Here is a 26,442-nt window from a genome sequence, read left to right on the forward strand (position 1 = left end):
CGAGCGTATTTCTGTTTGTGGTGACTTGTCACAATCTTCCTGTTCAGGCTTTGTGATAAAAATGGTATTTTGTTATATTTATGAGCTACAATGTGGCTCATAAATAAAGGAGTTTCCATGACTACAAACGCCGTTGTTAGAGCTCGGATTGACGAGCATATCAAGGAAGAAGCATCAATCGTACTGGCTACGATGGGTCTTACTGTATCAGATGCCTTCCGCATCATGCTCACGCGCATTGCGCGCGAGAAAGCTTTACCGTTTGATCCGCTAGTGCCAAACGAAACCACGATAGCCGCCATGCGTGAGGCTCGGGCTGGTAACCTCAAAAGTTTTGATAGCGTTGATGCGCTGATGGCTGATTTACATGCGGAAGATTGATCCGACCAGTCAGTTCAGGCGTGATTACAAACGCGAAGCAAAAGGTCAGCATCGCGTAACGCTCGATGCTGATTTAGCACCCGTACTCCAGACACTGGCCAACGATCAGCCATTAGCGCCGCGCCATCGTGACCATGCGCTTACTGGCGACTGGAAAGAACATCGAGATTGCCACATTAAGCCAGATTTGGTATTGATTTACCGAAAGCCAGATGCTGTCACCCTGCAACTCATACGAATTGGCTCGCACAGTGAGCTGGGTCTTTAATAAAAATTTCCTGAATACGGCAGACCATCCATTGGTGGGTTGGATTTGCCATGCTAAGTAATGCCTGGATAGTCTGGTCGTAGCCAGTCATTGAGCGTCATCCCAATGCCTGGACTAGCAACCTTTAATTCACAGCTTCTTTTAATGCCTTGCCAGCACTAAACCCTGGTGAATTACGGGCTGCGATTTCCAATGCGGCACCCGTTTTAGGGTTGCGTCCTGTACGCGCTGCGCGTTTGGATACCTTAAATGTACCAAAGCCCACTAATGCCACATCATCACCTTTCTTAAGGGCATCCGTAATACTGCTAATGATGGTATTCAATGCTTTTTCTGCTGAATCCTGTGTTAATTCTGACTCCTTGGCAATGAATGCCACTAACTCTTTCTTGTTCATGGTCGCTCTCTTTTGTATAGGGAAATTGATGGATAGTATCGGCACGTGTGCCGTTGCGTATTATGCCACGGCATTATTGGGGAAGGGCATCGGTTGCGTTACCTGTTCCGTTGCCCCTCCAAGACCATTTACTGATGTTTTGTAAAAAACAGCGTTCAGACACCTTGCTTTGCGCGACATAACCTACTTTGTCCTATAAGATACATTCTTAACATTCTGCTTTGAACGATGGAGAAAAAAATGGCTGCAGATATAAAAGAACCCTGGTTAAATTACTTAGCGCTAACGACGGTGATATTTGCTGTGTGCGCAACACTTGCGACATTCAAAGGGGGTGGATTTTCTACCCGTTCCGTCTTGAGCCAAACTCAGGCTTCTGATCAGTGGGCTTTTTATCAGGCCAAAGCAATTAAGTCTTACTTGTATGAGATGCAAGCGGATAAACTTGAAATGGATATGCTCGCCTTGACCAATAAAGATCAGGGATCAGCTGCAAACGCCTATAAAGAAAAAATTGCAGATTATGAAATGAAAGTTAAAAAGTACGAAAAAGAGAAGACAGATATTAAACAGGAAGCAAAAAAACTAGAGCAAATCAGGGATTCCGCCCAAGCCAACGCCAAGAAGTTTGGTATGGCTGTGATCTTCCTGCAAATTACAATACTGTTATCCTCTATTGCAGGTCTTTTAAGAAAAAAACCTGTATGGTATTTTAGTTTAATGTTTGGTGTATTAGGTCTGGTTTATTTTGCTGATGGATTTCTCTTATTCATGTAAACGTCAGTTATTTGACCTGTGGCCATGAACTCAGTGCGCAGCGCTTAATTCGCACGACTTTGTGCATTAACCCTCACGCAGCGTACATCCGCAAACAACAGAACATCCGTCATAACACAGACTGAATGGCAGCTTCTTGCCGCCCATTTATTAATGACAGACAAACTTATACGCAATAAGTATCTAAACACAGCATATAATATCAAACTACACCGTCATTCACGAACGGCATGTTCATGACGTGAATGCGCATGCATAACTAATAATTATTGTTGAGTCTGGAGTTACCATGATGAATAACAACGACACCACCGCATTTGACAGCCTGGCCGCAATAGCAGGTTATAGCAGCGACACACGGCTCTATGAATTCATCTTTGCTGATACCGATGAACTCACTCCTTGGCTAGACAACAACGGCCTGCTCGTTGCCGCCTTCAGCAGCAATGACAGCCTGCACCAAGTACCCTACACCGACATTCTCGTGCTCTCACGCCGTCCAGACCTGCCCCTGCAATTAGTCATGGGTCGCGCCGCCACCCTGCACATCAGCCTCGCCAACGCCAGCCGCACCCACCTCAACGGCTACATCACCGACATCCAGCCACTAGGCAGCGACGGTGGCGTAACCCGTTACCAGTTGCGCTTATCCCCCTGGCTGGAAGATCTACGCCATGCCACCCATAGCCGGGTCTGGCAGGAGCAGTCAGTGCTGGCGATAGTCGATAGTGTATTTGCCGATTATGCCCCACGTGCCTACTGGGACTGGAGCAATGATGCGCTGTCGCTGTTGTCTGCCCTGCCTGTGCGTAGCTACTGTGTGCAGTATCGTGAATCGGATCTGGCGTTTGTGACGCGCTTGCTGGCTGAGGATGGCTTGAGCTGGCGAGTGGATCAGGATGACATGGATGCACCTGATGGGCATACGCTGGTGTTGTTTGCCGACAGTGCGCAAGTCAGTGCTTGCCCTGCTGTGCCGTTTGCACCAGCAACGGGGTTGCGCTTTGCGGGTACTGGCTCGCAGCAGCAGGCGGACAGTATTACGGCATTGTCTTCTTCGCACCGGTTGATACCGGCACGGGTGACGCTGGCGAGTTTTGATTATAAGGCGAAGTCGGTGGTGGCAAGCTCGGTGCCAACGCAGCTAGTTATTGGTGATGCGCAGTATCAGAAGTTGCCACCCATAGAGCATTATGACTATGTGGGGGCATATGCGTTCAGCCAGGCGGATGAAGCACAACGCCATGCGCTGGTAATCATGCAGACGCTGGAGGCACGGCAGCAGATTTGGTCGGGGTTGAGTACGGTGCGCAGTCTGCGGGCGGGGTTGCAATTTGGCATAGACGGGCATCCACGGGTGGGGGTGCCAGGTACGCCGGAGAGTTGGGTAAGTACGCAGGTGGTGCAGGCGGGGATTAATAATTTGCCTTATGCGGCACATGGCAGTGCTGCGGGCAATACGGCTGGCAATACGCTGGTGCCGTCTTTGACGGACTGGCTGGTGGCGCTGTTAGCGCCATCATCTGATGATGCTGACACAGCGCACAACACGGCAAGGCAGCGCGATCAGGATGTGGATGCGCTGTCTGCCCCGCTTGCGGATGAAGCCCGTGCCGCGCTGGTGGCGACTGCCCAGCGTCTGGGTTATGCCAATGCGTTTATCGCATTACCTGCCAACCGTCCATGGCGACCCTGGCAGTCACGGCATTTGCATATGTTGCCAACAGGCATGGGCAGTCAGACTGCACGGGTGGTGGGGTTTGATGGGGCTGATGATGCTGGGAATAATACGGCTGCTGGCAGCAATGCGTCTGGCAGTGACTCCCCTGCCCTGCTAGGCAATGATGAGATTTGTTGTGATGCGCTGGGGCGGGTGCGGATACGGTTCCAGTGGCAGGATGCGCTAGACCAGACTGGCAGTCGTGCCAGTTGCTGGGTACGGGTGGCGCAGCGTTCGGCTGGTGGCGGGATGGGCAGTCAGTTCCTGCCGCGTATCGGGCAAGAAGTCCAGGTGCAGTTCATGGAGGGTGATATCAATCGCCCGGTGATAGTCGGTGCGCTGTACTTTGGTCAGGGTGAGGCCGGTGTACCGGCAACCCCTGCGGGATCGTTGGTGGATGCGGATACCAGTGCGTTAAGTCAGGCATCTGATCACAGTGTGTCGGCGCAGGGCAATTTGACCGCAGGCTATGCGCCTGCCTGGCATGGTGCGGGGGTGGGTGCGGATGCGCATAACAACGCTGCTGCGCAGTTTGGTATCCGTAGTCAGGAATACAGTGGGTCGGGTTATAACCAGCTGGTGTTTGATGACAGTGATGGTGCGGGTCGGATACAGTTGAAGACAACACAATCAGGGACAGAGTTGAATCTGGGGCATCTGCTGCATACGGCAGATAACTATCGGGGCAGTTTCCGTGGTAATGGGATTGAGCTGCGTACCGATGCCTGGGGGGCATTACGTGCAGGGTCGGGCTGGCTGGTGTCGAGTTATGGGGTGAGCCACAGTGCCAGTCAACGCCAAACCGCTGGGGATGTGCCTGCGGGCTATGGGTTGTTGAATACGGCCAATACGCTCGGGGCGAGTCTGAGTCAGTTGGCGGATAGTCATTTGAGTGTGGGTATTGCGGCGCTCAAGGGCAGTAGCAAAGCCAACGCCAGTTATCTGAATGAGCAGGCGGCGCCAATTCCTGCCTTGGGCAAGGTGTTGCAGGGGATGGTGGATGGCAAGGCGCTGGATGCAGCACAGGGGGATGCGGCAGCACAGAACACGCAGGCAGATGACCAGCACCTGCCCCACCACACTGATCCAGTGATCAGCATTCTGGCGAAGCATGATTTGAGTATGACGGCGAGGCAAGATGTGCAATTTAACGCAGGTGAGACGTTGAATGTGCTGAATGCGGCAGATAGTCAGTTCACTACGGGTGGGGCGTTCCGTGTTCACAGTGGGCAGGCGATAGGCTTGACGGCTGGGGGGTTGAAGCAGAACCAGACGGCGGGCATGCAGTTGATTGCAGCACAAGGCGATACGACGATACAGGCGCATAACGACATCATCAGTTTAAAAGCTAAAAACAATCTGGATATGAAGAGTGCGCAGGCGAGTATCGACTTTGCTGCGGCGACGGATATTACACTGCGTACCGCAGGCGGTGCGGCTATCACGATTGCTGGGGGGAATATCACGGTGCAGTGTCCAGGTAAGATACTGGTGCAGGCTGGGGTGAAGGGGTTTACGGGGGGTGCTAGTATGAATTATGCGTTGCCAACCATGACACGATCACAATTACCACCTGAAGCACCATTCAAACCTGGCATACAAATCACCGATGGGCCAGGACCAACAGGTACAGCCCGGCCTTACACCCCCTGGCGCATTGTGAAGGCACGTAATGCTGAACAGGCTGGTATGAGCGATCACATCATCGTACAGGGTGAGAGTGATGATCAAGGCAAAGCCGCGCTCACCAGCGCGGATAACGATACCCTTAAAACAGCCTATAACCAGACACCCAACCAATTGTGGCTGGTGTATGCAGGCCAGATACGCGAATTTGCACCCAATATTGAACAGCCTCACTGGACTAACAGAGACAAGCTTTATCAAGCATTGGATGCGATGGGTTTTAACGACCAGCCATTCAGTGTGAATGGTAACGACACCGATCAGTTTCATACAGGCTTGTCTTTTGATGAGCTGGCAACGACATCAGGCAGCACCATTTTGAACAAGCTAGACGACGGAGCGTCCTCATGATTCCAACTCAACCTGCCCGCAGCATCAACCCTATTGTGCGTCCTGATGGTAGTTGCTACACCGCCTACGCCACAGAAAATGTCTGGACTGGTGTTGAGGCTTACTCAGGAGTGACCTGGGGCAATAGCGTCACCCCCTACACCACGGGCAAGGATTATTTTGCGCAACTGATTGTTGCACTCAAAGGCGCAACCAAAAGCATTTACATTGCAGGCTGGCAAGTCAACTGGGACGCACAACTGGCCAAGGGTGTACGCCTGTTTGATGTATTGCTCGAAGTCGCCAAAAAAGGCACGGTGCAGATTTATGTGATGCCATGGGATGATACCCCGCCAGTGCAAACCTATGATGACCAGACCAAAGCGGTATTGGAAGCGATCAATGGGATTACTGGCAACCAATGCGTCCATGTCAACCTGGCAGCGTCACTGGCTGATAGTAATGCCAAGTTCTATAGCCATCACCAGAAACAAGTGGTCATCGACAATCAGATCGCCTTCATTGGCGGCATGGATTTGGCTTATGGCCGATATGATGATGCGACCTATGACTTGCACGCCAACGCAGATGGCCGAGCGGTGCTGAATCGTTATAACGGCTGCGTTGCATGGGTAGGGAGCGTCACCAAAAGTGAGGTAGCCGATCCCGATTTGCTGGTGGGGATGTATGATACTCCAGTCAATAGAACAGCCACACTCGCCGCGATACAAAAAGGGGCAATGCAAATACCTGATGGCGCGACATACACCACCCTGAATCCTGCAACCCAACCCCGCATGCCCTGGCAAGACGTACACCTGCAGATAACCGGCCCGGCGGTTGCCGATCTGGTGCGTAATTTTATATGGCGCTGGAATAGCGAAGGCGGCAGTCCGAGCATACCGTTACCTGCGACACCCGCCAAACAAACCGTCAATACCGGCTGTGGCATACAAGTGCTACGCAGCGCTCCCCTGAAAATGCGTCAGGCCGAGTACAAAGCCTTGCCATTTAGCGCCAGGCCAGAAACACCCATTAAGGGAGCGCAGGCCAACATCGCCGACGCTATGGCCATCCTTATCGACAAGGCGCAACACTTCATCTATATTGAGAATCAGTTTTTTGTGTCTGGGTTTGGGCTTGCGGGGAATCGCGAAAGTGGTGATTTAACAGGACCTGCCGACGTAGTACACTCTAACAATAAATACGGTATCGAAGCCACCCGTGTCTATGCTATGTGGGACATTGACGAACCCCCACAAAACAAAATCTGCGAACAACTTGCCACCAAAATAAATGCATTCATCATGAATCATAAGGGTGAGCCGTTCCACGTCTATATCACCCTGCCCGTCCATCCCGAAGGCAAGCTCAATGACGGCTCTATCATGACCCAGATCCACTGGACGATGCAGAGTCTGGTATTTGGTACAAAGAGCCTGCTTAATCGGATACGGCGTTCCTTCAGGGCACGGGATCTGGTTGATCAGAACGGACCCGACAGCGATTGGAAACGTGCGTATGCAGACGACAATACCGAATATGAAAGCATCGACATCAAGCGTTGTTTTGAGTATGTTACCCTGCTTAATTTGCGCAACCATGCGCAACTGGGTGATCGTTATGTCACTGAGCAAATCTATGTGCACAGCAAGATGCTGATAGTGGATGACCTTTTTGCCATTGTAGGCAGTGCCAACATCAACGACCGCAGCTTGCTGGGTAGCCGTGACAGCGAGCTGGCGGTGCTGGTGATGGATAGCAAGGTAGACAGCGTGAATCTGTGCGGTGATAACAAGTTGCGACCTACCCGAGGCCATGCCAGGCAGTTGCGCATGGCGGTGTGGAACAAGCTGTTCGGGATAACCGCAGGTGGAGAGCGTGCAGCAACCGAGCTCAAGGATGCTGTGGAGAGCCCAGGGGCTAAGGCTAGCTGGGAGGCGATACAGGCCAGAGCCGCTAAAAATACGGCGTTGTATGAGGCTGCGTTTGATTTTATTCCGAGGAATAAGACACCGTATAACCCATTGAATTTAACAAATCCAGGTGCGGCTTCTATTTGGCCCAGATGGTATTCAACCGACCCAGCAAAAAAAACATGGGGAAACTTGGGTCTTATGCCCTTCGATAAAGCGTTCTGGACTAACCCTCAATTCAACGCAGCTGCCGCAGCCCAGCTCGCAGTTACTGCAGCCCAGCTCAATGAGGTCAAGGGCTTTATTACCCTGCTCCCCATAGAATGGACAAAAGGCGAGAACAATAATCTGGGCTATCCTACAGCACTCGTTGTTGAGAACAAGACGAACGCTAATCCACTACAACAACCCACAGCAATAGCGCAGGAGGATGTCTCGTTTACGCCCACTACGGAAGGAAAAACATGATGAACCGTTTATTATTGGGGTTAATGTTGTCGATGACGTTGTTGTCGGCTGGTTGTCATGCTGAACCTGCCAAACAAACACAGGCAGCGACTACCACCGACTGGAAGACTGAGTGTGTGGGGCGGTATCAGGTGGCGGTGCCTGGGAATATGGAGGTGGCATTAACTATCCCAGAAAAACTTTTTAAACCCAATGATGTTGTTAATGAGTATAGGTTTAACGATGGGGGGGTTGCGTCATTTTCTGGTATATCTACTGAATATGGCGGTGCGTTTGTAACTAAACCTTTAAATAAAGAAAAATACATCGATTTAAAATCAGAAATTTCTGACCAGTTAAAACAAAGAAAAGAGGAGTTGATTCAACAAGGTGAGAATAAAAGCGCCGACAGTATCACTGTACAATCATTCAACTCTCGATTCAGCAAAAATTTCAGCTGGATTTCAAAATCAGGCGCGATGATTTTTGTACAAGATAATGATGGAAGAATATTTGAACAATTTGGTATAAAGGAAAATCAAACTGGTGAAGAAATTGTTCGTGCATTCCTAACCCATTTCCACCCTCGCGCCCTCTTCGAAATCCCCAAGCAACCAGGAGTGTGTTTCCCCTATGGCTTCATTGCTGATGATGGCAAAGCCCCGCGCAATGTCGCTGTGACCATGAGATTGGTTGATCATCCTGATGTGGAGGTGTTTTTTAAGGATTCGTCTTATCCACTTACTGCGGTAGAGAGCCAGACACCCAAGCAAATCATTGAAACCTTCTGGGAGTTTGGCAACCGGCAGGTCATCAAACAGGCAAAAATGGACTGGCGCGGTTACCGCAGCATCAAAATTGATAACCGTGATGGCACTGGTTTGTTTGTGACGCTGACCCGCTATGACCATAGCACCTACCACGGTGATGAAGCCATGGCTATGGGTGCCCCGGCAGATGGTAGCACCGATTATGGCTACGTCGCCGTTGTAAAAGGCGATTCCAAAGCACAAGAAGCCCCCCCAACTTGATGATCTACGTCATCCGCACGGCCAGTCGCGCCATTGCCAAAGGCATACAACCCGTCAGCAAGGAACAGATCAAAGACATTGCCGAGCAAATGATGGCGTCGATCAAGCGACATCCTGAGTAAAATGAAACCCCTATCATGATTCAAACTACGCACGTGACAAAGCAGACAACAATACCGAATATGAAAGCATCGACATCAAGCGCTGTTTTGAGTATGTTACCCTGCTCAATTCAACGTGGCAGCCACAGCCAAATTCACAGGAATTAATTGTTTTATTACGCGGCTACCAATAGAATTTACCAAAGGTGGGAACGGCAATCTGGGTTCTGTATTTTTTTAAAATGGAGTTATTAAAACATGCGCAAAAGTAAACAATTCAGCATTAGCATCACTGTCAGCGCGGCACTGATTTTGTTCTCGGCAAACGCTTTTGCAATAAGTGGTGGTGATGCCGTTAAACAACTTTCTTCCCAGGCTTATAATGGAGATGCAGCATCGCTTCAGACACTAAAGCAGGACGCCATGAACGGGGATGCTGCATCTGAAAATTGGTATGGTGGTTATTTGGATGCGAAAAAAGATTACGCGCAGGCAGCGATGTGGTACAGAAAAGCTGCTGATCAGGGAGTTGCTAATGCGCAGATCAACCTTGCTATGCTATATGCCAACGGCCAGGGTGTGGCTCAGGATTACGCGCAGGCGGCGGTATGGTACAAAAAAGCTGCTGATCATGGAGTTGTTGATGCACAGTCAAACCTTGGTGTGCTATACGCCAACGGCCAAGGTGTAACGCAAGATTATGCGCAGGCAGCAGCATGGTTCAGAAAAGCCGCTGACCAAGGGGATGGTCAAGCACAAAATGATCTTGGATTGTTGTACGAAAAAGGAGAAAGCATCCCACAAAACCATATCATTGCTTATGCGCTGTACAACCTTTCGGCGAGCAATGGCAGGTCGAGCAATAATACTGCTCTGACAAACAGAGATGCTATCGTTCCTTTGATGTCAGAAGCACAAATTAAAGCGGGGCAAGGCTTGGCGCAGGAAATGGCTGCCAATGGGGTAACTGCCGCAATAGGCAATTACTTGATGCCGCGTAAAAAAATTACATATCAAAAAAGAAAGCATCAATAATTCAATGCTTCAAATGACCGAAGCAATAAATATAGATATTTCAGGTTCAGTGTTTAATTATATAATTAATATGACATTAGCTAAAACCTCCCTTTTCAAGAGAGGATAAAGCGTCGCGCTGGTCAAAGGCCTGCTGTTGTTGATTTTAGGTGTAAGCCCCTTTCTTTCTTGCTTAAGCAAGTTTGCCTTGGCAAAAGGTGAGGGAAGCACATCGCGGACTGTTCAATATATAACTAAGAAAGATTAAACCATGCAACTACGTACTATCGCACTATCGGTCAGTTATGCACTGATTTCTATCAATGCTCTTGCGAACACAACTGACATCAAGTCAGCTAATAATCAAGTTGGCATTCAATACCAATCAACTAATGTTGATTATACTGAAACAGGTAATGGTGTATTGGGTGCAGCAGGCGTTACGCTAGATACAGAAAATGGTTCAGTTCCTGGTTATGGAATTTCCGCATCAGTCATGAAAGATTTGTGGCTTGGTAATGATTATTTTGCGGCTGAATATGATCATGCTAGCGGATCTACGAACTATGTAGGTTCACTTCAGGGTGGTACATACGGTTCTGTTGTGCAATCAGATAGTGCGACATTGGCTAATTACAGCTTACGTTATGGTAAGGGTTTTGTCGTTAATAACAGTACAATGTTGACACCATTTGCTGAAGTTGGTCATCATAAATGGGATCGTGGTGTTAATACGGGTGAAGATTACAGCAACCATTATTTTGGTGCTGGCGTTTTGGCGCAATATTCACCAGTCAGCAAATTAGTATTGTCTGCTAATGCATTGCTTGGTTACACATTTGGCTCGTATATTACTGTTAATGCCATTCCATCGGCCAATTTCGCTGGCTTTGCGGGTGGTCTTGGCAACTCTCCTTTATACCGAGTCGGTGCTGGTGCTGATTATGCATTAACGCAACAGATACATGCCAATATTGGCATTGATTACACTAGCTTCAAATATGGTGCGAGCGCTATTTATAGCGGCTATGGCGAGCCTGATAGCAAAACCAATTACACCACAGTAAAAGTCGGTATTGGTTACGCATTCTAAATTTCATTTAGCGTGTATAGGTTGCCAGATAAATTCTTATTCATTTGGCAACCTAGCAACTTATAAAGGCTGCGTTTTTCTGATTCATTAATGCCACTTTATAGTCATTCACACATCATCATTGATGAATGATATGTGCTTCATTTGACATATACCATTCATCAGCCAGTTTGCGTGAGTCTGATATTTGAGATGGTGTGACAAGTTGCTTTATGCTCTGCATATTCTGCATGGCGGGGACAAAACCATTGTCCACGGCTAACATATACCACTTCATGGCCAGTATATAATCTTGTGGCACACCTTTGCCTTTAGCGTATATAAAACCCAAGTTATTTTGTGCTCCTGCAATACCATGATCAGCCGCTTTTTGATACCAGTCCATGGCTTTTATAATATCTTGCTGAACTCCTTTACCGAAGTCGTACATAATCCCTAGTTGAAATTGTGCGGGTGCATAACCTTGAACGGCTGATTGCTGAAACAGCTGGAATGCAATGATGTGGCTTTGCCGTACACATCGGCCTGTATCATACAAAATTCCTAAATTGTACTGTGCAGAGGCTGCGCCTTGTTTTGCTGACTGGCTGTATTGATCAATATGACTGAGACAATAAGTCTGATCATCATTATTAATGTGCATAACTGATGTATTATCAGATGGCGACACGCCCTCAGTAGCCGTCTGCGAACAAGCAGAAACGCCAAATGACGTAGCAATTAAATAGAGTAGTACGGCTGTTATTTGAGGCGTGAATTTCATGACGGCTTCTTGCAATTTAAATGCAAATTAAAAGGTCGTGTCTGAACGTGCACCATCTTGGTTTTCCAAACTTTTGCCAACGCCCATCTTCAATTGCGCCTTAGACAAAAAGTCCCAAGAGATGCCGTTAATCGCACTCAATTGGACTGATGGTAATCCCCCCTGCAAATAATCGTATTTAAAAGTGGAATTTTCTTAATGATGATTTGCTCTATAGAAAATCCCTGTGTCGTTAGAGGTCTTATTCGTGATCACCAAGGAATTTGCCGAACTTCCCGCCTCGGCTCTCATAGCGAACTGTTTTGGCGAACCAGCCAGGTTGGAGCACGCTTCGACTTGACATCTATCGTTCCTGTTCCTGTTAGCCCCATTAATTCGGCGACCTAGTTTCTGTTTATGCAATGATCTGGCTAGGTATTCTTGGTCGAATGCGTCTTTACCCAATCCAGCAATACTTTGTCCATTTGCACTTGCCATCCAGCACCTTTTGCTTTGAAGTAATCAAGAACTTCCCGGTGATAACGAATTGAAACCTGCACCTTGTTATCTTGACCCAAAGGTCTTCCAATACGGCGTTTCTCAAGATCAGCACGCAGCAATGCGGCGGCATTAGGAGAGTCTTCGTCCTCTGCTGGTTCAATATCATTCTTTACCATACGATGAACACGTGCCCAGTCACTCTGGCTTTTGCCGTTTTCACGGGCCGCACTCATTTCTTCATTCGTCATTGTAGTCATTTTCGAGCCAGTCATAATATATTTCCCGTTCATCTCTGTGAGCATGTCGAAAGCTGATGATATGTGGAATTTCACCAGGCTGATAAACCAATGTCAACACAGTCAATTCATCAAATACATACGAAAATACCTGTTTACGTATTTCCTGTCCTCGCGGACTATCTATTTCATATTTATATGGACTTTCAAGCACTAAATCCGCATCAATGAAATCAAGACCATGCTTAACAATATTCGCTTTGCGTTTAGACTCTTTCCATGTGTAGCGTGTACTCATGTTGTTATTGTAGCTTCAATAAGTAAAATAGGTGATTTTATTTGCGCAACTGTCAGGCATCCACCTTCAAATCCGCCTCCCTGACCCTAATCACCGTCTGCCGAGTGGTGTTAAACTCACGCGCCACTTCTGTGACGCTAGCCCCTGCTGACAACCGTGCAATCACTCGCGCCTTGTCCTCATCATTCAGAGAGGACGGCCTGCCAAATGATTTACCTGCTGCCCGTGCACGTGCAAGACCTGCCTGAGTACGTTCAATCAGCAAGTCGCGCTCAAACTCCGCCACAGAAGCAATTACCTGCATCGTCATCTTGCCTGCTGGGCTGGTGAGATCAATGCCTCCCAATGCCAGGCAATGTACACGTATCCCGCTGCTTTCCAGTTGCTCTACCGTTGCCCGCACATCCATCGCATTGCGACCCAAACGATCTAACTTACTGACCACCAGCACATCACTGGACTCCATCCTGTCCAGTAGCTTCATAAAGCCAGATCTGGCCTTAGCGGCAACCGAGCCACTAATACACTCTTCAACGATACGCTGATCCTCAATAGCAAATCCTGCTGCCTTAATTTCTAAAACTTGGTTTTGGGTGGACTGATCGGCGGTTGAAACACGACAATAGGCGAAAGTGCGTGACATGGCTGAATTGACCGTACTAAATAGATGTACGGATTGTAACGCACATCCGATATTCATTTTGCCTAGTTTCGGACAGGGCTAATTGGGGGTGTACGCAACTGGACGGTTTCGGATGGTGCTGGTGTGACTTGTCACTAATTAACAAAGCAGCTTTTATTGGGTATTATAGTGCGCACGAAATTATGGGGCGCAGCTATATGTACGTAGTGCCGCGCCTAATGAATCGTTTGTTATCATTAGGTCACTACAAGCGCAGTCAAAAAGATATTTCCATAAGCGCTCAAGCAACACCCGCCCCAGCCATGCCGGGCTTGTCCAACAAACGGTTCAGATTGTGGCTCGCTTCGCGATCACAATCTAACCTTATTCGTTAGGCTGGGTGTGTGATTGCTGGACATGAGCCGCCCCATTTAGTTACTCACGTTCGATTCTGAAGCTATAGCATCCGTATGCTGCATACCGAGCCAAAACAAACTCGACTTGGCTGTTCTCAAACATCTTGGTTAGAACCTCTTGAGCGGATGAAGGTTCTAAAAGCTCCGCAGCCACAATATTTTCGGTTTTACTGTAGGCACGCAGGACAAACGGCTGATCGCGTAAGTAGTCTGTCGGCGACCCTTTAGGCAATGGGAGGGATTTATAGTCTACGAATTCTGTTGAAGGAGATGCAAGCACAAACACCGCACCATATTCTTTATACGGGCCAGCTACGGTAAATGGGCAGTAACTTGCCAAGATGAGTTCTTCACCAGGCATTGCTCTTCGGAGAACGTCCCTGCATGGTTCGCCACCGCTCGCAATGACCCGAACCACTTTTTGGTTCTGGTCATCTAGACCAGCATCACGAACTTTCAGTAGGAAGTCTTTCCTAATTGGACGGATTGCTATTTTCATAGTGACACCTTGGTTTTGTGGCCTAACGTTCAAATTGAGGGGCGCGCCGCTTTTGGCGCGTCCCGCTCGAATGCAGGGTTGGGCGTCTTTGACACCACCATTGCCTTTGATTTGCGCAAAGCGCTCTTGGCGTAGGCTCTCTCACCCATTCGTTGTGTCAGCACCCAAATGAATGCCCACCAAGGCATCTTTGCTGTCCAACGCCCGAATGCTCGCGGAATCAATTCCTTTTTCTTGCGCTCTGGCATGAGATGAACTGTGCCGAGAATGACACCTTGCTCGCCGGGGCCAAGTTGCCCTAAGAGCTTGCCGTCGCTGTCAGCGATGGCGCTGAAGCCAGGAAACTCGATGTCTTGCGGTGGAAAGCCTGCAGGAAGCGTGCTCACCAAGCGACCAACCTTGTTGGACATGACAACCGGGATTCCCATCAACTTGGCGGTCTCAGTTGTACCATCACGCAACGCGGCGTTAAGGATATCTGCGTCTCGTTGTCTTACCGGAAACTTGGCTTCAAATGAAGCTCCTGAAAATGGGCGTAGGTATAAGTCGATTCCGGCCTGATGGAGCTCGGCGTAACGTTCATAGAGTGCGTTCTCGAAGCAAATGCCAACGCCAATACGGCCTATAGGCGTATCAAACCAATGGCGGTCAGAACCTCCAGCAAAGAAGTACGCTTCGAAAGATGCGGGAGGGCATTTTCGAACCCGAGCGACAACCTCGCCTTCTGTGCCGGTGAGGACGAATGTGTTGTAGAAGTCTTCGCCATCCGCCTCAAGAAAACTCGTGCCCATATACACTTTTAGGCGCTTAGACAGCTCTCTCATCCATTGAGTGGAAGGTCCATCGAATGGTTCTGCGGTATCCCAAATTGCCTCATTCAGTGTGTAGCCTCCCGGCATCATCTCGGGCAGGAGAATCAACTGGGCTCCTTGCTGAGCCGCCAGCTCCACATATTTTTGCGCATTCGCAAGATTGCCCGCGCGGTCGCCGAGATGACAGGCAACTTGTACTGTTGCGACAGTAAGTGTGTCTGGTTTCATATGGATGCTCGTTTAAGACGCCCAACGTGGAGCTAAGGGGCGCCGCGCTTTTGCGGCGTCCCTCTTGAGCGTAAAGTTAGAATGGAAGTGTTTCATCTGACTGCGGGCGAGATAGTTCCAGTTCGATATAAGACGAATCGGATAACAAAGCATTAAGTCCGTGGTTTAAGTCGAGTTTATTAATGTTGACTTTATAAGCCATGCCCGTTAACCCACCCAATGCTTTTGAAAACGCCTCTTCAATTTGCAGGATGCTGGCAGTTTTTATAGGCCGATGCTCCCAGTCGAACGCTGTTTCATCTTGAGGTTTTTGTTTTTTTACACTCATAAAATTTCTCCGTATATTGAGCTATAGAATTCTAACGTGGAGCTAAGGGGCTGCGCGCTTTTGCGCAGTCCCGCTTGAGCGCAGAGTTGAACGAAGCCGCTATCGCGGAGAAATATCCCTGATCCATCAAATTCCGCAGCATAATTTCGTTTCCCCCAATAATGGATTTTTAATCACTGTAGCACAAGGAGACGACATTGACAGCACCCACACCCATCTCCGCGCATTTTGCGCACAATCACCAGCGGCTGCTGGATTGCCTCAGGCTCAGAGGCATGCAGCCTAAAACCATCGCCTTGTATTCACACGGCGTACGGCGCGCAGCGGCGTATTTTAATGAGCAGATAGACGCGCTCACCAAGCCACAATTAACCGACTATTTTGTACGCATCCTCGATACCCATTCATGGAGTACGCTCAAACATGATCTGCATGGTCTAAAGTTCTATTATGCCCATGTACTGGGCCAACCCTGGCCAGGTGCGGATCTGGTTAAACCACCTAAGTCCTATCGCCTGCCCGACATCATTACCGTCGCCCAGGCACAACAAATCTTCATGGCCACCCGCGTATTGAGCTACCGCGTCTTCTTCTTCACCCTCTACAGCCTGGGCTTACGATTAGGCGAAGGCTTACGCCTGCAGGTAGGGGACATCGATGCGGATAGGATGCGCGTACAAATACGCAACGCCAAAGGCAATCGAGACCGTTTTGTGCCGCTGCCAGACAATACCTTGCACGTATTACGTCGTTTCTGGCTCACCCACCGCAACCCAAACCTGCTCTTTCCTAATCGGCACGGCGGTCTTGCCAAATCGCACCTGGCTCACACCCCGCTGGATCGCGGCGGTATCCAGACCACCCTGAGTCAAGTGACCCGTGACTGTGGCTTAAAAAAAGAATTACACCGCACAGCCTGCGCCACAGCTATGCCACCCACCTGATAGAAGCGGAAATTGTCAACCTAGTTGTCGCCTGACTACTTGCGATTATGCTGCTATTTTGAGAACCAAATCTCCTTTTATTTTCTCGTCTTTTTCAGTGAACTGTTGATCTGGATTCAAGTGCACAACGAGCACGGGTTGCCAGTTTCTGGTGGCGCCGCTCCAGCGCTCAGGATGTCTGTTTTTTGCTGCCTGGTAGACGATAGCACGCTGCGCCAATAATGCCGTATCGAGGCCAGTATGGCGCTCTGCTGGGGTCACGAAGTTGATTGCGCTGTGCCGGTGTTCTTCGTTGTACCATTGCACAAATAGTCCTACCCATTGCCTCGCAGCGAGTAAGTTTTCAAAGGCCCGACGCGGATACGTAGGCCGGTATTTCAAAGTCTTGAACAGCGATTCCGAGTACGGATTATCATTACTGACCGCCGGACGACTGAACGACGGGGACACGCCCAACGCTTGCAACGTCGCCAGCATGGTGGCACCTTTCATCGGGTGGCCGTTGTCAGAATGCAGCACCACCTGATCCGGTTTGATGGCTTCTCGCGCACAAATATCTCGCATCACGTCGCCCGCCAATTCGCCGCTTTCCGCTTCATAAATCTGCCAGCCGACGATTTTTCGACTAAAAATATCCATGAACAAATACAGGTAAAAATAAATGCCTTTCACCGGTGTCGGCAAATAGGTGATGTCCCAACTAAACAGCTGATTCGGCGCAGTGGCGCAGAGTGCTCGCGGTTTGCGACGACGTTGCGCAGGTCCTGCCGCAGCCCGATGTTTCAGCTGATTCTCCGCCCTCAGGATGCGATAGAAGCTTGATTCAGAAGCGATGTATTCGCCACGATCCGCCAGTATTGGCACGATTTGAGAAGGTGGCAGACTGCCAAACTCATCCGAGCTGGCAACCATCAAAACCTTTTTACGCTCCACTACGCTCAGCCTGTTTGACGGCACTTGCGTCCGCTCTGTGCGTTGATCGCCCCGTGTCTGATCACTCTGCCAACGCTGCAAAGTGCGTTCGCTAAGGCTAATCACCGTACAGGCACGATCCTGACGTGCGCCGCAATCCATGGCATGTTGCACCATCATGATGATCTCACCGCGCTCTACAAGGGAAGTCATTTGACCTCGTCCTCCCAGAGTAAAGTGGACCCCGATTTCTGGACAATGAATTAAGATGGTAACCTGCTGTAAAAAGGAGCGGGTTGTGAGTGAAACAAATCGTAAGCATTTTTCGGGTGAGTTTAAAGCCAAGGTTGCAGTGGAAGCGATTCGTGGTGTCAAGACGGTTAACGAAATAGGTCAGGAATTTGGCGTGCATCCGACCCAGGTTGGATTGTGGAAGAAAGAGTTGCAAGAACAAGCTGCTGGCTTGTTTAATGCCAAACGCGGCCCGAAGCCAGTGGATCTCTCTGCTAGTCCAGAGCGACTGTATTCCGAGATTGGCAGACTCAAAATGGAATTGGACTGGCTTAAAAAAAAGTCCGGGATCAACCCATAGCACTGCGCAAGCAGTGGATTAGCCAATGCACATCTTTAGCACTCAGTCAGCAGTGTGCATTGGCGGGTGTGGCGCGATCCAGCGTTTATGCGCCCAGATTGATCAAAGCCACTGACGAACAAGAATTGGCATTGCTGACGTTGATAGACACAGAATACACACGGCATCCATTTTATGGCAGCCGCAAGATTAGGCATTACCTGAGTAGCATAGGACACCACATCAATCGCAAACGAGTGCAACGATTAATGCGCACACTGGGGTTAGCTGGCATGGCGCCAGGACCGAACACCAGTCGTGCGCACCCGCAGCATAAGATTTATCCTTACCTGCTCAGAGGTGTCGCAGTGACCCGTCCCAATCAGGTGTGGAGTACGGATATCACTTACCTGCGCCTGCCACGAGGATTCGTGTATTTGGTGGCAGTGATAGATTGGTACTCGCGCAAAGTGCTGGCATGGCGATTATCGAATACGATGGACAGTGGCTTCTGTGTGGACTGTCTGGAACAGGCACTACAGTCGCACGGCATACCTGAGTTATTTAACACTGATCAGGGCAGTCAGTTCACCAGTGACGCGTTTACGGGTGCACTCAAGGAAAACGGCATTACGATTAGCATGGATGGTCGCGGACGGGCATTGGATAACATCTTTGTGGAACGGCTCTGGCGTAGCGTCAAGCACGAAGACGTATATTTGAAAGGCTATGCTACATTACCAGCACTGCTGCTAGGATTGACGGAATACTTTGTGTTTTATAACGCTGAACGTATCCATCAGTCACTGGGTTATAAAACACCAGACGAGGTTTATCGAACAGCCAGTGGCGGTGGTGCCAGCATCGTGGACAAGTTCACTACGTCAGGAAAAGCGTTGTTAGAAAAAGATCGAAAACCAGAAACAAAACCGGGGCAGCGCCGTGCAGCTGCATATGAAAGGTTACCCTCTTAAACTCGACGTATTATTGTCTTGACGGAGGGGTCCACTTTAGTAATGCTTCACCCGACAGACCGTGGGTTTGATGTAATGCGATCAGCTGCTGTTCAGGGGTCCAATCTTGCGGCCGCTTCTCTTTTACAGGCAACACGCCAGAGCCAACTGCTTTTCTTTTCATCCAATTCTTTACCGTATGACAATTGACATTCAATTCTTCCGCAACCGACCTCACCGTCCGTGTGCCTCGAGAATATACCTTAAATAACGCTTGCTCGATAAATGCTTCTGAATACCGTATTACCATTGTCGCCTCCATGCCTCAAAGTTAAATTTTTGAGGCGACAACTAGTCTGACACCGGGGGTAAGTCTATGGTAAGCGTCCAGCCCATCCACCTGTCATTGCCCGCCAAACTCATGCAATCTAGCTGCTTTTTTATGAAAGGCACGCTAGATGGCTACTCGACACACGCCTGATTTTTGGCAAACGCACCTTACCGCTTGGCAACAAACCAAACTGACCGTCACAGCTTATTGCACCCAGCACGGCTTATGTGCCAAGACCTTTTATCGCTGGCGCAGCCAGCTGACAACAGCGCCCAATCTCACGCGCCAGCCACCGCTAACCCTCATCCCCGTCAGTGTTCAACCTGCGCCTGTCACGGGCACGCTCCAGCTCCACAGCCCCACTGGCTGGCGGGTAGAGCTTCCCATTGCTAGCACGCCCTGGCTAATTGACTTGTTGCGGCAACTGCCATGATATCTGCCCATCCCATCAGCCCCATCGCCACCCAGGTCTGGCTAGTCATCGAACCCGTGGACATGCGCATCGGCATAGATGGCCTTTCCCAGCGCATCCAGCACCGCCTGGGTCGCAGTCCCTGCGACGGCGCCGCCTACGCCTTCCGTAATCGTCGCCAAACGCGGGTCAAGCTCCTGGTCTGGGATGGCACAGGGGTCTGGTTGTGCCAACGCCGACTGCATCGTGGTCACTTCACCTGGCCAGACATCGCTGCCATCACCCATCCTTTAACCCCCACACAGTGGGACTGGCTGATCACAGGTATCGACTGGCAAAGACTCAGTGCCCCAGCCCCTGCCCACTGGCAGGTGTAGCCACTCATGATTCAGTAAAAACATGCCTGAAACCCGCATTATTGCTGGTTTCAGGCGGGGTGAAATGGTATAATTCAAGCATGGATTCAGCCCAACAACTTGCCCAATTTATCCCCGATCCCGCCTTGGCGGCGTATGTGGATAAGCTGTTGGCGCAGGTTAAACAGGATGCTGAACTCATTCAACAAAACACAGTATTACTCCAGCAAAACACCGCACAAATCCTCACGCTGACTAAGCAAATCCAGCACGCCGAACTCAAGAACCAGGCTTTGGTACTGGAACTTGCCTATTACCGCCGCATCCGCTTCGCCAACAAGAGCGAGCAGCTCTCGCCTGAGCAGCGTGCGTTGTTTGATGAGTGCTGGGCAGCCGACATCACGGCCATTGAAGCCCAAATCGGGCAGCCAGATACACCTAATACCGAAGATGCGACAACCGCTATCCCCAAGCCTGCGCGTCCACGCGCAGGTCGTCAGCCACTGCCTGACCATCTGCCCCGCATCATTCATCGCCATGAGCCTGCATCTTGCCAGTGCGGTGCGTGTGGTGGTGCGTTAATCAAAATCGGTGAAGACATCAGCGAACAACTGGATGTCGAACCTGCCCAGTTCACCGTGCATCAACACATCCGTCCACAGTATGCTTGTCGCCACTGCGAAACCGTTGCTGCCGCCCCCATTCCAGCTGCCGTCATCGACGGCGGCGTGGCGACATCAGGTTTGCTGGCGTGGGTGATGATCAGTAAATTCGTTGATCATTTACCGCTCTACCGTATAGAACACATTGCCCAGCGCAGCCAGGTGACCCTGGCGCGTTCCACCTTGGCGGAGTGGGTCGGACGTGTGGGGGTAGCGTTGCAACCGTTGGTCGACAGGCTCACTGAATTACTGCTGGCACGCAGTGTATTGCATGCGGATGAAACGCCAGTGCCACAATTAGACCCCGGGGCGGGCAAAACCAAGAAAGCTTATCTGTGGGCTTACCGCACGGGTGATTTGGCATCCCCTTCATCCGCACCGCCTATCGTGGTGTTTGACTATCAGCCAGGGCGACAGGGATTGCATGCGCGGCACTTTCTGGCAGGTTGGCAAGGACACTTGATGGTTGACGATTACGCTGGTTATAAAGCGTTATTTACCCAAGGCATCACTGAGCTGGCATGCTTCGCACATGCACGTCGGAAGTTCTTTGATTTGCATGCGGCCAACCAAAGTCCAATTGCAGCGGCTGCGCTGCAGCGTATCGCGGCACTCTATGCCATTGAGCAGGCTGCGGACAAGCTGGATGCGGCAGGTCGTTTGCAGTTGCGCCAGACTCAGGCAAAACCGTTATTGGGCGAACTGCATGACTGGTTAATCCAGACTCGCGTCAAAGTGGCCGATGGCAGCGGCACAGCCCGCGCGTTGGATTACAGCATCAAGCGTTGGCCAGCACTGATACGCTATGCGGACAGCGGCATCTTGCCTATTGATAACAACCCAGTCGAAAATGCGATACGACCCATTGCCATCGGCAAAAAGAATTGGCTGTTCGCAGGCTCAGAACGTGCAGGCAAACGCGCTGCAGCGATTCAGAGTTTGTTGGCTACCGCCAAGCTCAATGGCTTGGAACCCTATGCATGGCTCAAAGATACGTTGGAAAAATTACCGGTCTGGCCTAATAGCCAGATTGATGAATTGCTGCCGTTTAAAAATGAACTACCATAAGTAGTGAAGGGATTGGAGTGGCTGGGCTGGACGCTTACAGTCTATGCAGTGGCGTAACCGGAAGCATATAAATTCGCCCCAATAGGTTGTGAATGTGGACAACTGTTGTCACCGAGACGGACTGAACGCCACCTTGGACAGGAGGATGCTTGTAGATGGAGAGCACAACATCCAGATGCTTGTCGCGATCTCCCAGCAGCGCCTCATTGGGTGAATTGGAAATGAGTGTGAAGATACCTACTCGATCTCCAGGCGCATAAGCTGACGCAGGCTTTGAAGGGTTCAACTCTCCAAGGTCACCAAGGTCTTTTAAGCCGACAAAGCGAACCATCTTGTTCCGCAACGCCATGAGCGAATTAACCCAAGGTGGGGTCTTTGCCAAAGCAGTTAGGAAGTAGCCGAGCGCAGTGCGTGTAGTGTCGGGAATAGTTATGACGTAGCAATCGTGAAAATATGCATCCGGTAGTCGTACGTTGATTGCACTTCCGGGTGGTACATCGGAGAGTATGGCGCGTGGTTTCATTGTGGCCTAACGTTCAAATTGAGGGGCGCGCCGCTTTTGGCGTGTCTCGCTCGAATGCAGGGTTGGGCGTCATTATGCAAGCGCCTCTTCTGCAGCCGCACGCGCGTGAATGGCTGTGGTGTCAAACAGCGGAACCTCGGAGTCTTGCTGGCTGACGAGAAGGGATATTTCTGTGCACCCAAGAATAATGCCTTCTGCGCCTTGTGATGCCAGATTTTCCATGATCCGCCGATACTCGCTACGGGACTCAGGCAAGACAACCCCAAGGCACAGTTCTTCGTAAATGATGCGGTGGATAGTATCGCGGTCTTCCGCGTTAGGGACAATCACTTGAAGCCCCTGATGTTCGCTCAAGCGGTCGCGGTAGAAGGCCTCTTCCATCGTGAACCGTGTGCCGAGCAGGCCGACAGTTGAGTGCCCGGCTCGTTTGATTTCTGCAGCGGTTGTATCGGCAATGTGAAGCAGTGGAATGGTGACAGCCGCCTCGATGCTAGGGGCCACTTTGTGCATGGTGTTCGTGCATAAGACCAAAAAATCCGAACCCGCCGTTTCGAGCGAGCGGGCAGCTTCGGCCAACATAGCTCCTGCAGCTTCCCAATCGCCAGCATGCTGTAGTTGCTCGATGTCATGGAAGTCGACGCTGTACAGAACGATCTTCGCCGAATGCAGCCCGCCCAAGCGATTCTTGATCGTCTCGTTGATCTGTCGGTAGTACGGGACAGTTGACTCCCAACTCATACCGCCGATTAGTCCAATTGTCTTCAAGAACACTCCTTGTTAGTAAATGGTGACGCCCAACGTTAAGTTGAGGGGCTCGCCCGCTTCTGGGCGAGTCCCGCTCGAACGACGGGTTGGGCCTCACGTTGCGATGACACAACTGATTGCCCGAAAAAACTACTGTGGCCGTCTTTTACTAAGTAGACCAAATTTTTCGCAATAGCAGTACTCAAAAAATCTTTCAAGCCATCTTGAGCGAAACTTTGGTCATTCCAAGCAATACGATCAGACCAAAATTCTGAGCCTTCATACAATTCATAGGCAATGAAACCATCTTTGTTTTTGAGCCAAGCAACCATCTGTTCAGTGAGATCAAGAAATGATTCACGTGAAGTATCAGGTTTAAGTTTAAATTTTACAATTTGAACGAACATGGTTTTATATACGCCCAACGTTTGAATTCAGCGGCCGCCGGAGGCGGTCCGCTGGAATGATGGGTTGAGCCTCACGTTGCGATGACACAACTGATTGCCCGAAAAAACTACTGTGGCCGTCTTCTACTAAGTAGACCAAATTTTTCGCAATAGCAGTACTCAAAAAATCTTTCAAGCCATCTTGAGCGAAACTTTGGTCATTCCAAGCAATACGATCAGACCAAAATTCTGAGCCTTCATACAATTCATAGGCAATGAAACCATCTTTGTTTTTGAGCCAAGCAACCATCTGTTCAGTGAGATCAAGAAATGATTCACGTGAAGTATCAGGTTTAAGTTTAAATTTTACAATTTGAACGAACATGGTTTTATATACGCCCAACGTTTGAATTCAGCGGCCGCCGGAGGCGGTCCGCTGGAATGATGGGTTGGGCGTTTGAATCATGTTCCCGCTACTCGCTTCAGCGCGGAGACAAGGGGAATTCCACGCTCTTCTGCTCGTTCTAGTGCTTGTAGGCACGAAAGGCTTCTCGCTCTGAGTTCGGTATCTGACATTTCCTTGTAGTGAACGGAAATGAGCCCGAAAGCAACCCGGAACCCGTTCATATTCCCATAGACATAGATGGTGTCTTCCACAAGCTTTGGTCCGAGGAGGCCGATTTTCTCAACCGCCGTCTCAAAGACGAAGTCCTTTGGCTTCTCGAAAGGCCTGAAAATCACGTTCTCTCTATTATGTGTATCCACTGCCTCTATGGTTTTTTGCAGTACATCCCTCAGCATGGGCAACGCCGGCTGATAGGACGATAGCTCTCCGGCTAGAGCTGCCGCAAGAGCCTTGCGATCTCTGTGCCTTCGGAATTGCTCTGCAACTATCGAGTTTAAGTATGCGACAACGAGCGCCGCGGAAGCTGCGACGATAGCCGCAAGTAAAGCATCGGAAACAACGAGAGCTGGCATCGTTACGCCCAACGTTAATTGGGCGTCATCACTGGGCCAGACCATCGACACACACGAGGCGGGCAGAGCTACATTCGTCACGCACCGCTTTGAGCCATTGGTACACGGGACCGTTGTAGAAGGACTCCCATGCTTGAACAGACGGGAACTCGATCAGCACGATACGGCGTGGAGACCAATCACCTTCATGGACCTTGTGCGAACCGCCGCGGGCGAGGTAGCGGGCACCTGCGGACTCAATCGCAGGCTTGACCTCGCGGATGAAATCTTGGTACCGCTCAGGATTGTGGATATCGACGTCGAAGATGACAAAGGCAGACATGGAGCCTCCGATGGTTAGTTGATGTGATCAGGATGAACGTGACGCCTAACGAGGCTGTAGAAAAACTACAAAAAAACATTTTGACAGCGAAATGGATGGGCAGCGAAACCATTCCTGACGTCGCGATCGTCGATCATGGTGCATTCTGTGAAGCCAATTTTCTTTGGTAGGTAATCGAAATATTTTCATTTAGGTTTTTCTACAGCCGCGCACCATGTGACCCAGCCCTTCAGGTTCCAGCAGGCTCATGTGGATGGTCGAAACTATTATCGCCATTCCTTGATTAGTACAGATGAGCCACACCAATCCTGATCCCTGATTTCTCATTTCAATACAGTCAGCGCGGCATCGTAGTTCGGCTCCTGTTTGATTTCTGGAACCAGCTCGGCATGCATCACCCTGTTGTTTTCATCCAGCACGATCAGCGCCCGTGCGCAAACACCAGCGAGGGGTCCGGTGTCGATATTCACGCCATAGTTGACCTTGAAATCCTGGCCACGCATGGTGGAGAGTGTGTATACATTCGGTGCTTCGGCACCACAAAAACGGCTTTGTGCGAAGGGCAGGTCGGCGGAAATGACGATGACCGCTATGCTTTCATTTGCTGCGGCGTTGAGCTTCTTTGTCGAAACCGCACACAGAGGCGTATCGAGAGATGGGACAATGTTGAGGATTTTCTTTTTTCCGGCAAAATCAGACAGTGAAACATCGGCGAGATCCTTGTTCACCAGCTTGAAATCCGGTGCCAGTTCGCCGATCTCTGGAAAGGTGCCGGTGACTTCTATGGGCTTGCCGCCCAAGGTAATGGTTGTCATGCTGTATTTCTCCTACTGACTGATTGAAAGGGTAACTTCAGCGTGCGGCACTGTAGTTAGAATATTATAAACACTATGTCTTACATTTTTGTTACGAAAATTGGCTCTATGCGCGCACTCAAGTTCGAAGTGCAAAGAACCGCTGGTTGTTTAGTATAAGACATTTCCACACCAACAAAGCATACCCCATCTTTGCTTCTGAATCCAAGCATTTTTCGAGGCGACATAACCTACTCTGTCCTATAAAATATATTTTTTATCCTATGTCTTTGTCAGCATGTTCGTAACCAACTTATACCAAAATACAACCCAACCACTCGCTGACCTAGATGCATTGGCAACGGCCTTACGTACCGGCCTGCAAACCGACCGCCTGCTGCGCCTGCACACCCCACTGGACGCGCATTATGGGGTCGTCTCAGAATTCGGAAATTATCGTACGTTAAGCTGCTGGCATGGTCTCGTCTCTCGTAAACGGGGTGATGGCGCATGGGATGTCCTACTGCGACTTTGAAGCTTTCCCAACTGATGTTATGGAACAGCGGATCAGTCTGCGCACCTGCAAAAATTGCAAAAGGATTGTAGCCTGGCATATTGGCGTTACAGTATGGTGTTCGTGCTG

The 26,442-nt window shown here is 50.0% G+C and carries 31 protein-coding genes and 1 pseudogene; 15 read left to right on the top strand and 17 right to left on the bottom strand.

Annotated features, from left to right (window positions below; translation table 11 throughout):
- Positions 1 to 117: 117 nt before the first annotated feature.
- The gene (locus tag SFSGTM_RS15260) at positions 118 to 381 is read left to right on the top strand and encodes a type II toxin-antitoxin system RelB/DinJ family antitoxin (RefSeq protein WP_162085905.1); all 264 of its coding nucleotides are present in this window, start codon (positions 118 to 120) and stop codon (positions 379 to 381) included.
- Positions 368 to 649 (top strand): type II toxin-antitoxin system YafQ family toxin, encoded by a 282-nt coding sequence (locus tag SFSGTM_RS15265; RefSeq protein WP_162085906.1) that lies wholly within the window; start codon positions 368 to 370, stop codon positions 647 to 649. The genes SFSGTM_RS15260 and SFSGTM_RS15265 overlap by 14 nt, the downstream gene beginning before the upstream one ends.
- 124 nt (positions 650 to 773) lie before the next feature.
- Here the strand turns inward: SFSGTM_RS15265 and SFSGTM_RS15270 are convergent, their stop codons facing one another.
- Positions 774 to 1,064, bottom strand: a complete 291-nt coding sequence (locus tag SFSGTM_RS15270; RefSeq protein WP_269780111.1) for an HU family DNA-binding protein — start codon at positions 1,062 to 1,064, stop codon at positions 774 to 776.
- 222 nt (positions 1,065 to 1,286) lie between these two features.
- Between SFSGTM_RS15270 and SFSGTM_RS15275 the strand changes: the two genes are divergently transcribed.
- From SFSGTM_RS15275 to SFSGTM_RS15300, 7 genes are all read left to right on the top strand, one after another.
- The gene (locus SFSGTM_RS15275; RefSeq protein ID WP_162085908.1) at positions 1,287 to 1,823 is read left to right on the top strand and encodes a DUF4337 domain-containing protein; all 537 of its coding nucleotides are present in this window, start codon (positions 1,287 to 1,289) and stop codon (positions 1,821 to 1,823) included.
- Positions 1,824 to 2,112: 289 nt separating this feature from the next.
- Complete coding sequence (locus SFSGTM_RS15280; RefSeq protein WP_198420571.1) at positions 2,113 to 5,580, top strand: type VI secretion system Vgr family protein; 3,468 nt, start codon at positions 2,113 to 2,115, stop codon at positions 5,578 to 5,580.
- On the top strand, positions 5,577 to 7,943 hold the full coding sequence (locus SFSGTM_RS15285; RefSeq protein ID WP_162085909.1) for a phospholipase D-like domain-containing protein: 2,367 nt from the start codon (positions 5,577 to 5,579) through the stop codon (positions 7,941 to 7,943). Before SFSGTM_RS15280 ends, SFSGTM_RS15285 begins: the two co-directional genes overlap by 4 nt.
- Entirely contained in the window at positions 7,940 to 8,953 is a 1,014-nt protein-coding gene (locus SFSGTM_RS15290; RefSeq protein ID WP_162085910.1) for a T6SS immunity protein Tli4 family protein, read from the top strand. The genes SFSGTM_RS15285 and SFSGTM_RS15290 overlap by 4 nt, the downstream gene beginning before the upstream one ends.
- Complete coding sequence (locus SFSGTM_RS17235) at positions 8,950 to 9,075, top strand: hypothetical protein (RefSeq protein ID WP_269780065.1); 126 nt, start codon at positions 8,950 to 8,952, stop codon at positions 9,073 to 9,075. The genes SFSGTM_RS15290 and SFSGTM_RS17235 overlap by 4 nt, the downstream gene beginning before the upstream one ends.
- Positions 9,076 to 9,312: 237 nt before the next feature.
- Complete coding sequence (locus SFSGTM_RS15295) at positions 9,313 to 10,089, top strand: tetratricopeptide repeat protein (RefSeq protein ID WP_162085911.1); 777 nt, start codon at positions 9,313 to 9,315, stop codon at positions 10,087 to 10,089.
- A gap of 250 nt (positions 10,090 to 10,339) precedes the next feature.
- A complete protein-coding gene (locus SFSGTM_RS15300) occupies positions 10,340 to 11,161 on the top strand; it encodes an outer membrane protein (RefSeq protein WP_162085912.1) in 822 nt (273 codons plus the stop codon).
- A 118-nt stretch (positions 11,162 to 11,279) separates the two neighbouring features.
- Here SFSGTM_RS15300 and SFSGTM_RS15305 read toward each other — a convergent pair whose 3' ends face one another.
- The 7 genes from SFSGTM_RS15305 to SFSGTM_RS15335 form a co-directional block, all read right to left on the bottom strand.
- Positions 11,280 to 11,924, bottom strand: a complete 645-nt coding sequence (locus tag SFSGTM_RS15305; protein ID WP_162085913.1) for a tetratricopeptide repeat protein — start codon at positions 11,922 to 11,924, stop codon at positions 11,280 to 11,282.
- 410 nt (positions 11,925 to 12,334) lie between these two features.
- On the bottom strand, positions 12,335 to 12,661 hold the full coding sequence (locus tag SFSGTM_RS15310; RefSeq protein ID WP_198420572.1) for a BrnA antitoxin family protein: 327 nt from the start codon (positions 12,659 to 12,661) through the stop codon (positions 12,335 to 12,337).
- Entirely contained in the window at positions 12,642 to 12,938 is a 297-nt protein-coding gene (locus tag SFSGTM_RS15315) for a BrnT family toxin (RefSeq protein WP_162085915.1), read from the bottom strand. Before SFSGTM_RS15315 ends, SFSGTM_RS15310 begins: the two co-directional genes overlap by 20 nt.
- Before the next feature lie 52 nt (positions 12,939 to 12,990).
- Complete coding sequence (locus SFSGTM_RS15320) at positions 12,991 to 13,581, bottom strand: recombinase family protein (protein ID WP_162085916.1); 591 nt, start codon at positions 13,579 to 13,581, stop codon at positions 12,991 to 12,993.
- Positions 13,582 to 13,995: 414 nt separating this feature from the next.
- Positions 13,996 to 14,475: a DUF1203 domain-containing protein gene (locus SFSGTM_RS15325; RefSeq protein ID WP_162085917.1), complete on the bottom strand. Its 480-nt coding sequence runs from the start codon at positions 14,473 to 14,475 to the stop codon at positions 13,996 to 13,998.
- Positions 14,476 to 14,504: 29 nt separating this feature from the next.
- The gene (locus SFSGTM_RS15330; RefSeq protein WP_162085918.1) at positions 14,505 to 15,515 is read right to left on the bottom strand and encodes a carbon-nitrogen hydrolase family protein; all 1,011 of its coding nucleotides are present in this window, start codon (positions 15,513 to 15,515) and stop codon (positions 14,505 to 14,507) included.
- A 76-nt stretch (positions 15,516 to 15,591) separates the two neighbouring features.
- Positions 15,592 to 15,843: a hypothetical protein gene (locus tag SFSGTM_RS15335; RefSeq protein WP_162085919.1), complete on the bottom strand. Its 252-nt coding sequence runs from the start codon at positions 15,841 to 15,843 to the stop codon at positions 15,592 to 15,594.
- Positions 15,844 to 16,040: 197 nt separating this feature from the next.
- Here SFSGTM_RS15335 and SFSGTM_RS15340 point away from each other — a divergent pair, with 197 nt between their 5' ends.
- Positions 16,041 to 16,787 carry a tyrosine-type recombinase/integrase gene (locus SFSGTM_RS15340; RefSeq protein WP_162085920.1) on the top strand — a complete coding sequence of 249 codons (747 nt, stop codon included), beginning with the start codon at positions 16,041 to 16,043 and terminating at the stop codon, positions 16,785 to 16,787.
- Between the two features lie 45 nt (positions 16,788 to 16,832).
- Here SFSGTM_RS15340 and SFSGTM_RS15345 read toward each other — a convergent pair whose 3' ends face one another.
- Positions 16,833 to 17,879, bottom strand: a complete 1,047-nt coding sequence (locus SFSGTM_RS15345) for an IS3 family transposase (protein WP_434784343.1) — start codon at positions 17,877 to 17,879, stop codon at positions 16,833 to 16,835.
- An 88-nt stretch (positions 17,880 to 17,967) separates the two neighbouring features.
- On the opposite strand from SFSGTM_RS15345, the pseudogene SFSGTM_RS15350 reads away from it, so the two are divergent.
- Positions 17,968 to 19,148: pseudogene (locus SFSGTM_RS15350) on the top strand (IS3 family transposase); the annotation flags it as partial.
- A 106-nt stretch (positions 19,149 to 19,254) separates the two neighbouring features.
- Here the strand turns inward: SFSGTM_RS15350 and SFSGTM_RS17345 are convergent.
- Positions 19,255 to 19,545, bottom strand: coding sequence for a transposase (locus tag SFSGTM_RS17345; protein ID WP_353545175.1), 291 nt, complete (start codon positions 19,543 to 19,545; stop codon positions 19,255 to 19,257).
- Positions 19,546 to 19,681: 136 nt separating this feature from the next.
- Here SFSGTM_RS17345 and tnpA point away from each other — a divergent pair, with 136 nt between their 5' ends.
- The 3 genes from tnpA (at position 19,682) to tnpC (ending at position 22,052) form a co-directional block, all read left to right on the top strand.
- Positions 19,682 to 19,987 carry an IS66 family insertion sequence element accessory protein TnpA gene (gene tnpA / locus SFSGTM_RS15360; protein WP_162083703.1) on the top strand — a complete coding sequence of 102 codons (306 nt, stop codon included), beginning with the start codon at positions 19,682 to 19,684 and terminating at the stop codon, positions 19,985 to 19,987.
- 62 nt (positions 19,988 to 20,049) lie between these two features.
- Positions 20,050 to 20,343 (top strand): IS66 family insertion sequence element accessory protein TnpB, encoded by a 294-nt coding sequence (gene tnpB / locus SFSGTM_RS15365; protein ID WP_232526076.1) that lies wholly within the window; start codon positions 20,050 to 20,052, stop codon positions 20,341 to 20,343.
- A gap of 80 nt (positions 20,344 to 20,423) precedes the next feature.
- Positions 20,424 to 22,052, top strand: coding sequence for an IS66 family transposase (gene tnpC, locus SFSGTM_RS15370; RefSeq protein WP_162084465.1), 1,629 nt, complete (start codon positions 20,424 to 20,426; stop codon positions 22,050 to 22,052).
- A 34-nt stretch (positions 22,053 to 22,086) separates the two neighbouring features.
- On the opposite strand, the gene SFSGTM_RS15375 is transcribed toward tnpC, so the two are convergent.
- The 6 genes from SFSGTM_RS15375 to SFSGTM_RS15400 all read right to left on the bottom strand — a co-directional run bounded on the left by SFSGTM_RS15375 (position 22,087) and on the right by SFSGTM_RS15400 (position 25,005).
- On the bottom strand, positions 22,087 to 22,575 hold the full coding sequence (locus tag SFSGTM_RS15375) for a DUF2867 domain-containing protein (protein WP_162085923.1): 489 nt from the start codon (positions 22,573 to 22,575) through the stop codon (positions 22,087 to 22,089).
- 72 nt (positions 22,576 to 22,647) lie between these two features.
- Positions 22,648 to 23,340 carry an aspartate/glutamate racemase family protein gene (locus SFSGTM_RS15380; protein ID WP_162085924.1) on the bottom strand — a complete coding sequence of 231 codons (693 nt, stop codon included), beginning with the start codon at positions 23,338 to 23,340 and terminating at the stop codon, positions 22,648 to 22,650.
- Positions 23,341 to 23,375: 35 nt separating this feature from the next.
- A complete protein-coding gene (locus SFSGTM_RS15385; RefSeq protein WP_162085925.1) occupies positions 23,376 to 23,726 on the bottom strand; it encodes an antibiotic biosynthesis monooxygenase family protein in 351 nt (116 codons plus the stop codon).
- A 4-nt stretch (positions 23,727 to 23,730) separates the two neighbouring features.
- On the bottom strand, positions 23,731 to 24,090 hold the full coding sequence (locus SFSGTM_RS15390) for an antibiotic biosynthesis monooxygenase family protein (protein WP_162085926.1): 360 nt from the start codon (positions 24,088 to 24,090) through the stop codon (positions 23,731 to 23,733).
- A gap of 77 nt (positions 24,091 to 24,167) precedes the next feature.
- Complete coding sequence (locus SFSGTM_RS15395) at positions 24,168 to 24,683, bottom strand: hypothetical protein (RefSeq protein WP_162085927.1); 516 nt, start codon at positions 24,681 to 24,683, stop codon at positions 24,168 to 24,170.
- 28 nt (positions 24,684 to 24,711) lie between these two features.
- The gene (locus tag SFSGTM_RS15400) at positions 24,712 to 25,005 is read right to left on the bottom strand and encodes a DUF1330 domain-containing protein (protein ID WP_162085928.1); all 294 of its coding nucleotides are present in this window, start codon (positions 25,003 to 25,005) and stop codon (positions 24,712 to 24,714) included.
- Between the two features lie 32 nt (positions 25,006 to 25,037).
- Between SFSGTM_RS15400 and SFSGTM_RS15405 the strand changes: the two genes are divergently transcribed.
- Positions 25,038 to 25,175, top strand: a complete 138-nt coding sequence (locus SFSGTM_RS15405) for a hypothetical protein (protein WP_162085929.1) — start codon at positions 25,038 to 25,040, stop codon at positions 25,173 to 25,175.
- A 153-nt stretch (positions 25,176 to 25,328) separates the two neighbouring features.
- Here the strand turns inward: SFSGTM_RS15405 and tpx are convergent, their stop codons facing one another.
- A complete protein-coding gene (gene tpx / locus SFSGTM_RS15410) occupies positions 25,329 to 25,820 on the bottom strand; it encodes a thiol peroxidase (RefSeq protein WP_162085930.1) in 492 nt (163 codons plus the stop codon).
- Between the last annotated feature and the right edge of the window lie 622 nt (positions 25,821 to 26,442).

It is taken from the genome of Sulfuriferula nivalis, from assembly GCF_009937995.1.
Taxonomy (GTDB): Bacteria; Pseudomonadota; Gammaproteobacteria; order Burkholderiales; family Sulfuriferulaceae; genus Sulfuriferula; species Sulfuriferula nivalis.

Bases quoted from the DNA above. Each gene is read 5' to 3' on its own strand.
- SFSGTM_RS15390 (WP_162085926.1), bottom strand. From the start codon at position 24,090: ATGTTCGTTCAAATTGTAAAATTTAAACTTAAACCTGATACTTCACGT.
- SFSGTM_RS15280 (WP_198420571.1), top strand. From the start codon at position 2,113: ATGATGAATAACAACGACACCACCGCATTTGACAGCCTGGCCGCAATA.
- SFSGTM_RS15265 (WP_162085906.1), top strand. From the start codon at position 368: ATGCGGAAGATTGATCCGACCAGTCAGTTCAGGCGTGATTACAAACGC.
- SFSGTM_RS15330 (WP_162085918.1), bottom strand. From the start codon at position 15,515: ATGAAACCAGACACACTTACTGTCGCAACAGTACAAGTTGCCTGTCAT.
- tnpB (WP_232526076.1), top strand. From the start codon at position 20,050: ATGCGCATCGGCATAGATGGCCTTTCCCAGCGCATCCAGCACCGCCTG.
- SFSGTM_RS17345 (WP_353545175.1), bottom strand. From the start codon at position 19,545: ATGGAGGCGACAATGGTAATACGGTATTCAGAAGCATTTATCGAGCAA.
- SFSGTM_RS15310 (WP_198420572.1), bottom strand. From the start codon at position 12,661: ATGACTACAATGACGAATGAAGAAATGAGTGCGGCCCGTGAAAACGGC.
- SFSGTM_RS15300 (WP_162085912.1), top strand. From the start codon at position 10,340: ATGCAACTACGTACTATCGCACTATCGGTCAGTTATGCACTGATTTCT.
- SFSGTM_RS15385 (WP_162085925.1), bottom strand. From the start codon at position 23,726: ATGTTCGTTCAAATTGTAAAATTTAAACTTAAACCTGATACTTCACGT.
- SFSGTM_RS15315 (WP_162085915.1), bottom strand. From the start codon at position 12,938: ATGAGTACACGCTACACATGGAAAGAGTCTAAACGCAAAGCGAATATT.
- tnpC (WP_162084465.1), top strand. From the start codon at position 20,424: ATGGATTCAGCCCAACAACTTGCCCAATTTATCCCCGATCCCGCCTTG.
- SFSGTM_RS15295 (WP_162085911.1), top strand. From the start codon at position 9,313: ATGCGCAAAAGTAAACAATTCAGCATTAGCATCACTGTCAGCGCGGCA.
- SFSGTM_RS15285 (WP_162085909.1), top strand. From the start codon at position 5,577: ATGATTCCAACTCAACCTGCCCGCAGCATCAACCCTATTGTGCGTCCT.
- SFSGTM_RS15395 (WP_162085927.1), bottom strand. From the start codon at position 24,683: ATGCCAGCTCTCGTTGTTTCCGATGCTTTACTTGCGGCTATCGTCGCA.
- SFSGTM_RS15345 (WP_434784343.1), bottom strand. From the start codon at position 17,879: ATGATGGTGCAACATGCCATGGATTGCGGCGCACGTCAGGATCGTGCC.
- SFSGTM_RS15305 (WP_162085913.1), bottom strand. From the start codon at position 11,924: ATGAAATTCACGCCTCAAATAACAGCCGTACTACTCTATTTAATTGCT.
- SFSGTM_RS15275 (WP_162085908.1), top strand. From the start codon at position 1,287: ATGGCTGCAGATATAAAAGAACCCTGGTTAAATTACTTAGCGCTAACG.
- SFSGTM_RS15375 (WP_162085923.1), bottom strand. From the start codon at position 22,575: ATGAAACCACGCGCCATACTCTCCGATGTACCACCCGGAAGTGCAATC.
- tnpA (WP_162083703.1), top strand. From the start codon at position 19,682: ATGGCTACTCGACACACGCCTGATTTTTGGCAAACGCACCTTACCGCT.
- tpx (WP_162085930.1), bottom strand. From the start codon at position 25,820: ATGACAACCATTACCTTGGGCGGCAAGCCCATAGAAGTCACCGGCACC.
- SFSGTM_RS15290 (WP_162085910.1), top strand. From the start codon at position 7,940: ATGATGAACCGTTTATTATTGGGGTTAATGTTGTCGATGACGTTGTTG.
- SFSGTM_RS15320 (WP_162085916.1), bottom strand. From the start codon at position 13,581: ATGTCACGCACTTTCGCCTATTGTCGTGTTTCAACCGCCGATCAGTCC.
- SFSGTM_RS15325 (WP_162085917.1), bottom strand. From the start codon at position 14,475: ATGAAAATAGCAATCCGTCCAATTAGGAAAGACTTCCTACTGAAAGTT.
- SFSGTM_RS15335 (WP_162085919.1), bottom strand. From the start codon at position 15,843: ATGAGTGTAAAAAAACAAAAACCTCAAGATGAAACAGCGTTCGACTGG.
- SFSGTM_RS15260 (WP_162085905.1), top strand. From the start codon at position 118: ATGACTACAAACGCCGTTGTTAGAGCTCGGATTGACGAGCATATCAAG.
- SFSGTM_RS15400 (WP_162085928.1), bottom strand. From the start codon at position 25,005: ATGTCTGCCTTTGTCATCTTCGACGTCGATATCCACAATCCTGAGCGG.
- SFSGTM_RS15405 (WP_162085929.1), top strand. From the start codon at position 25,038: ATGAACGTGACGCCTAACGAGGCTGTAGAAAAACTACAAAAAAACATT.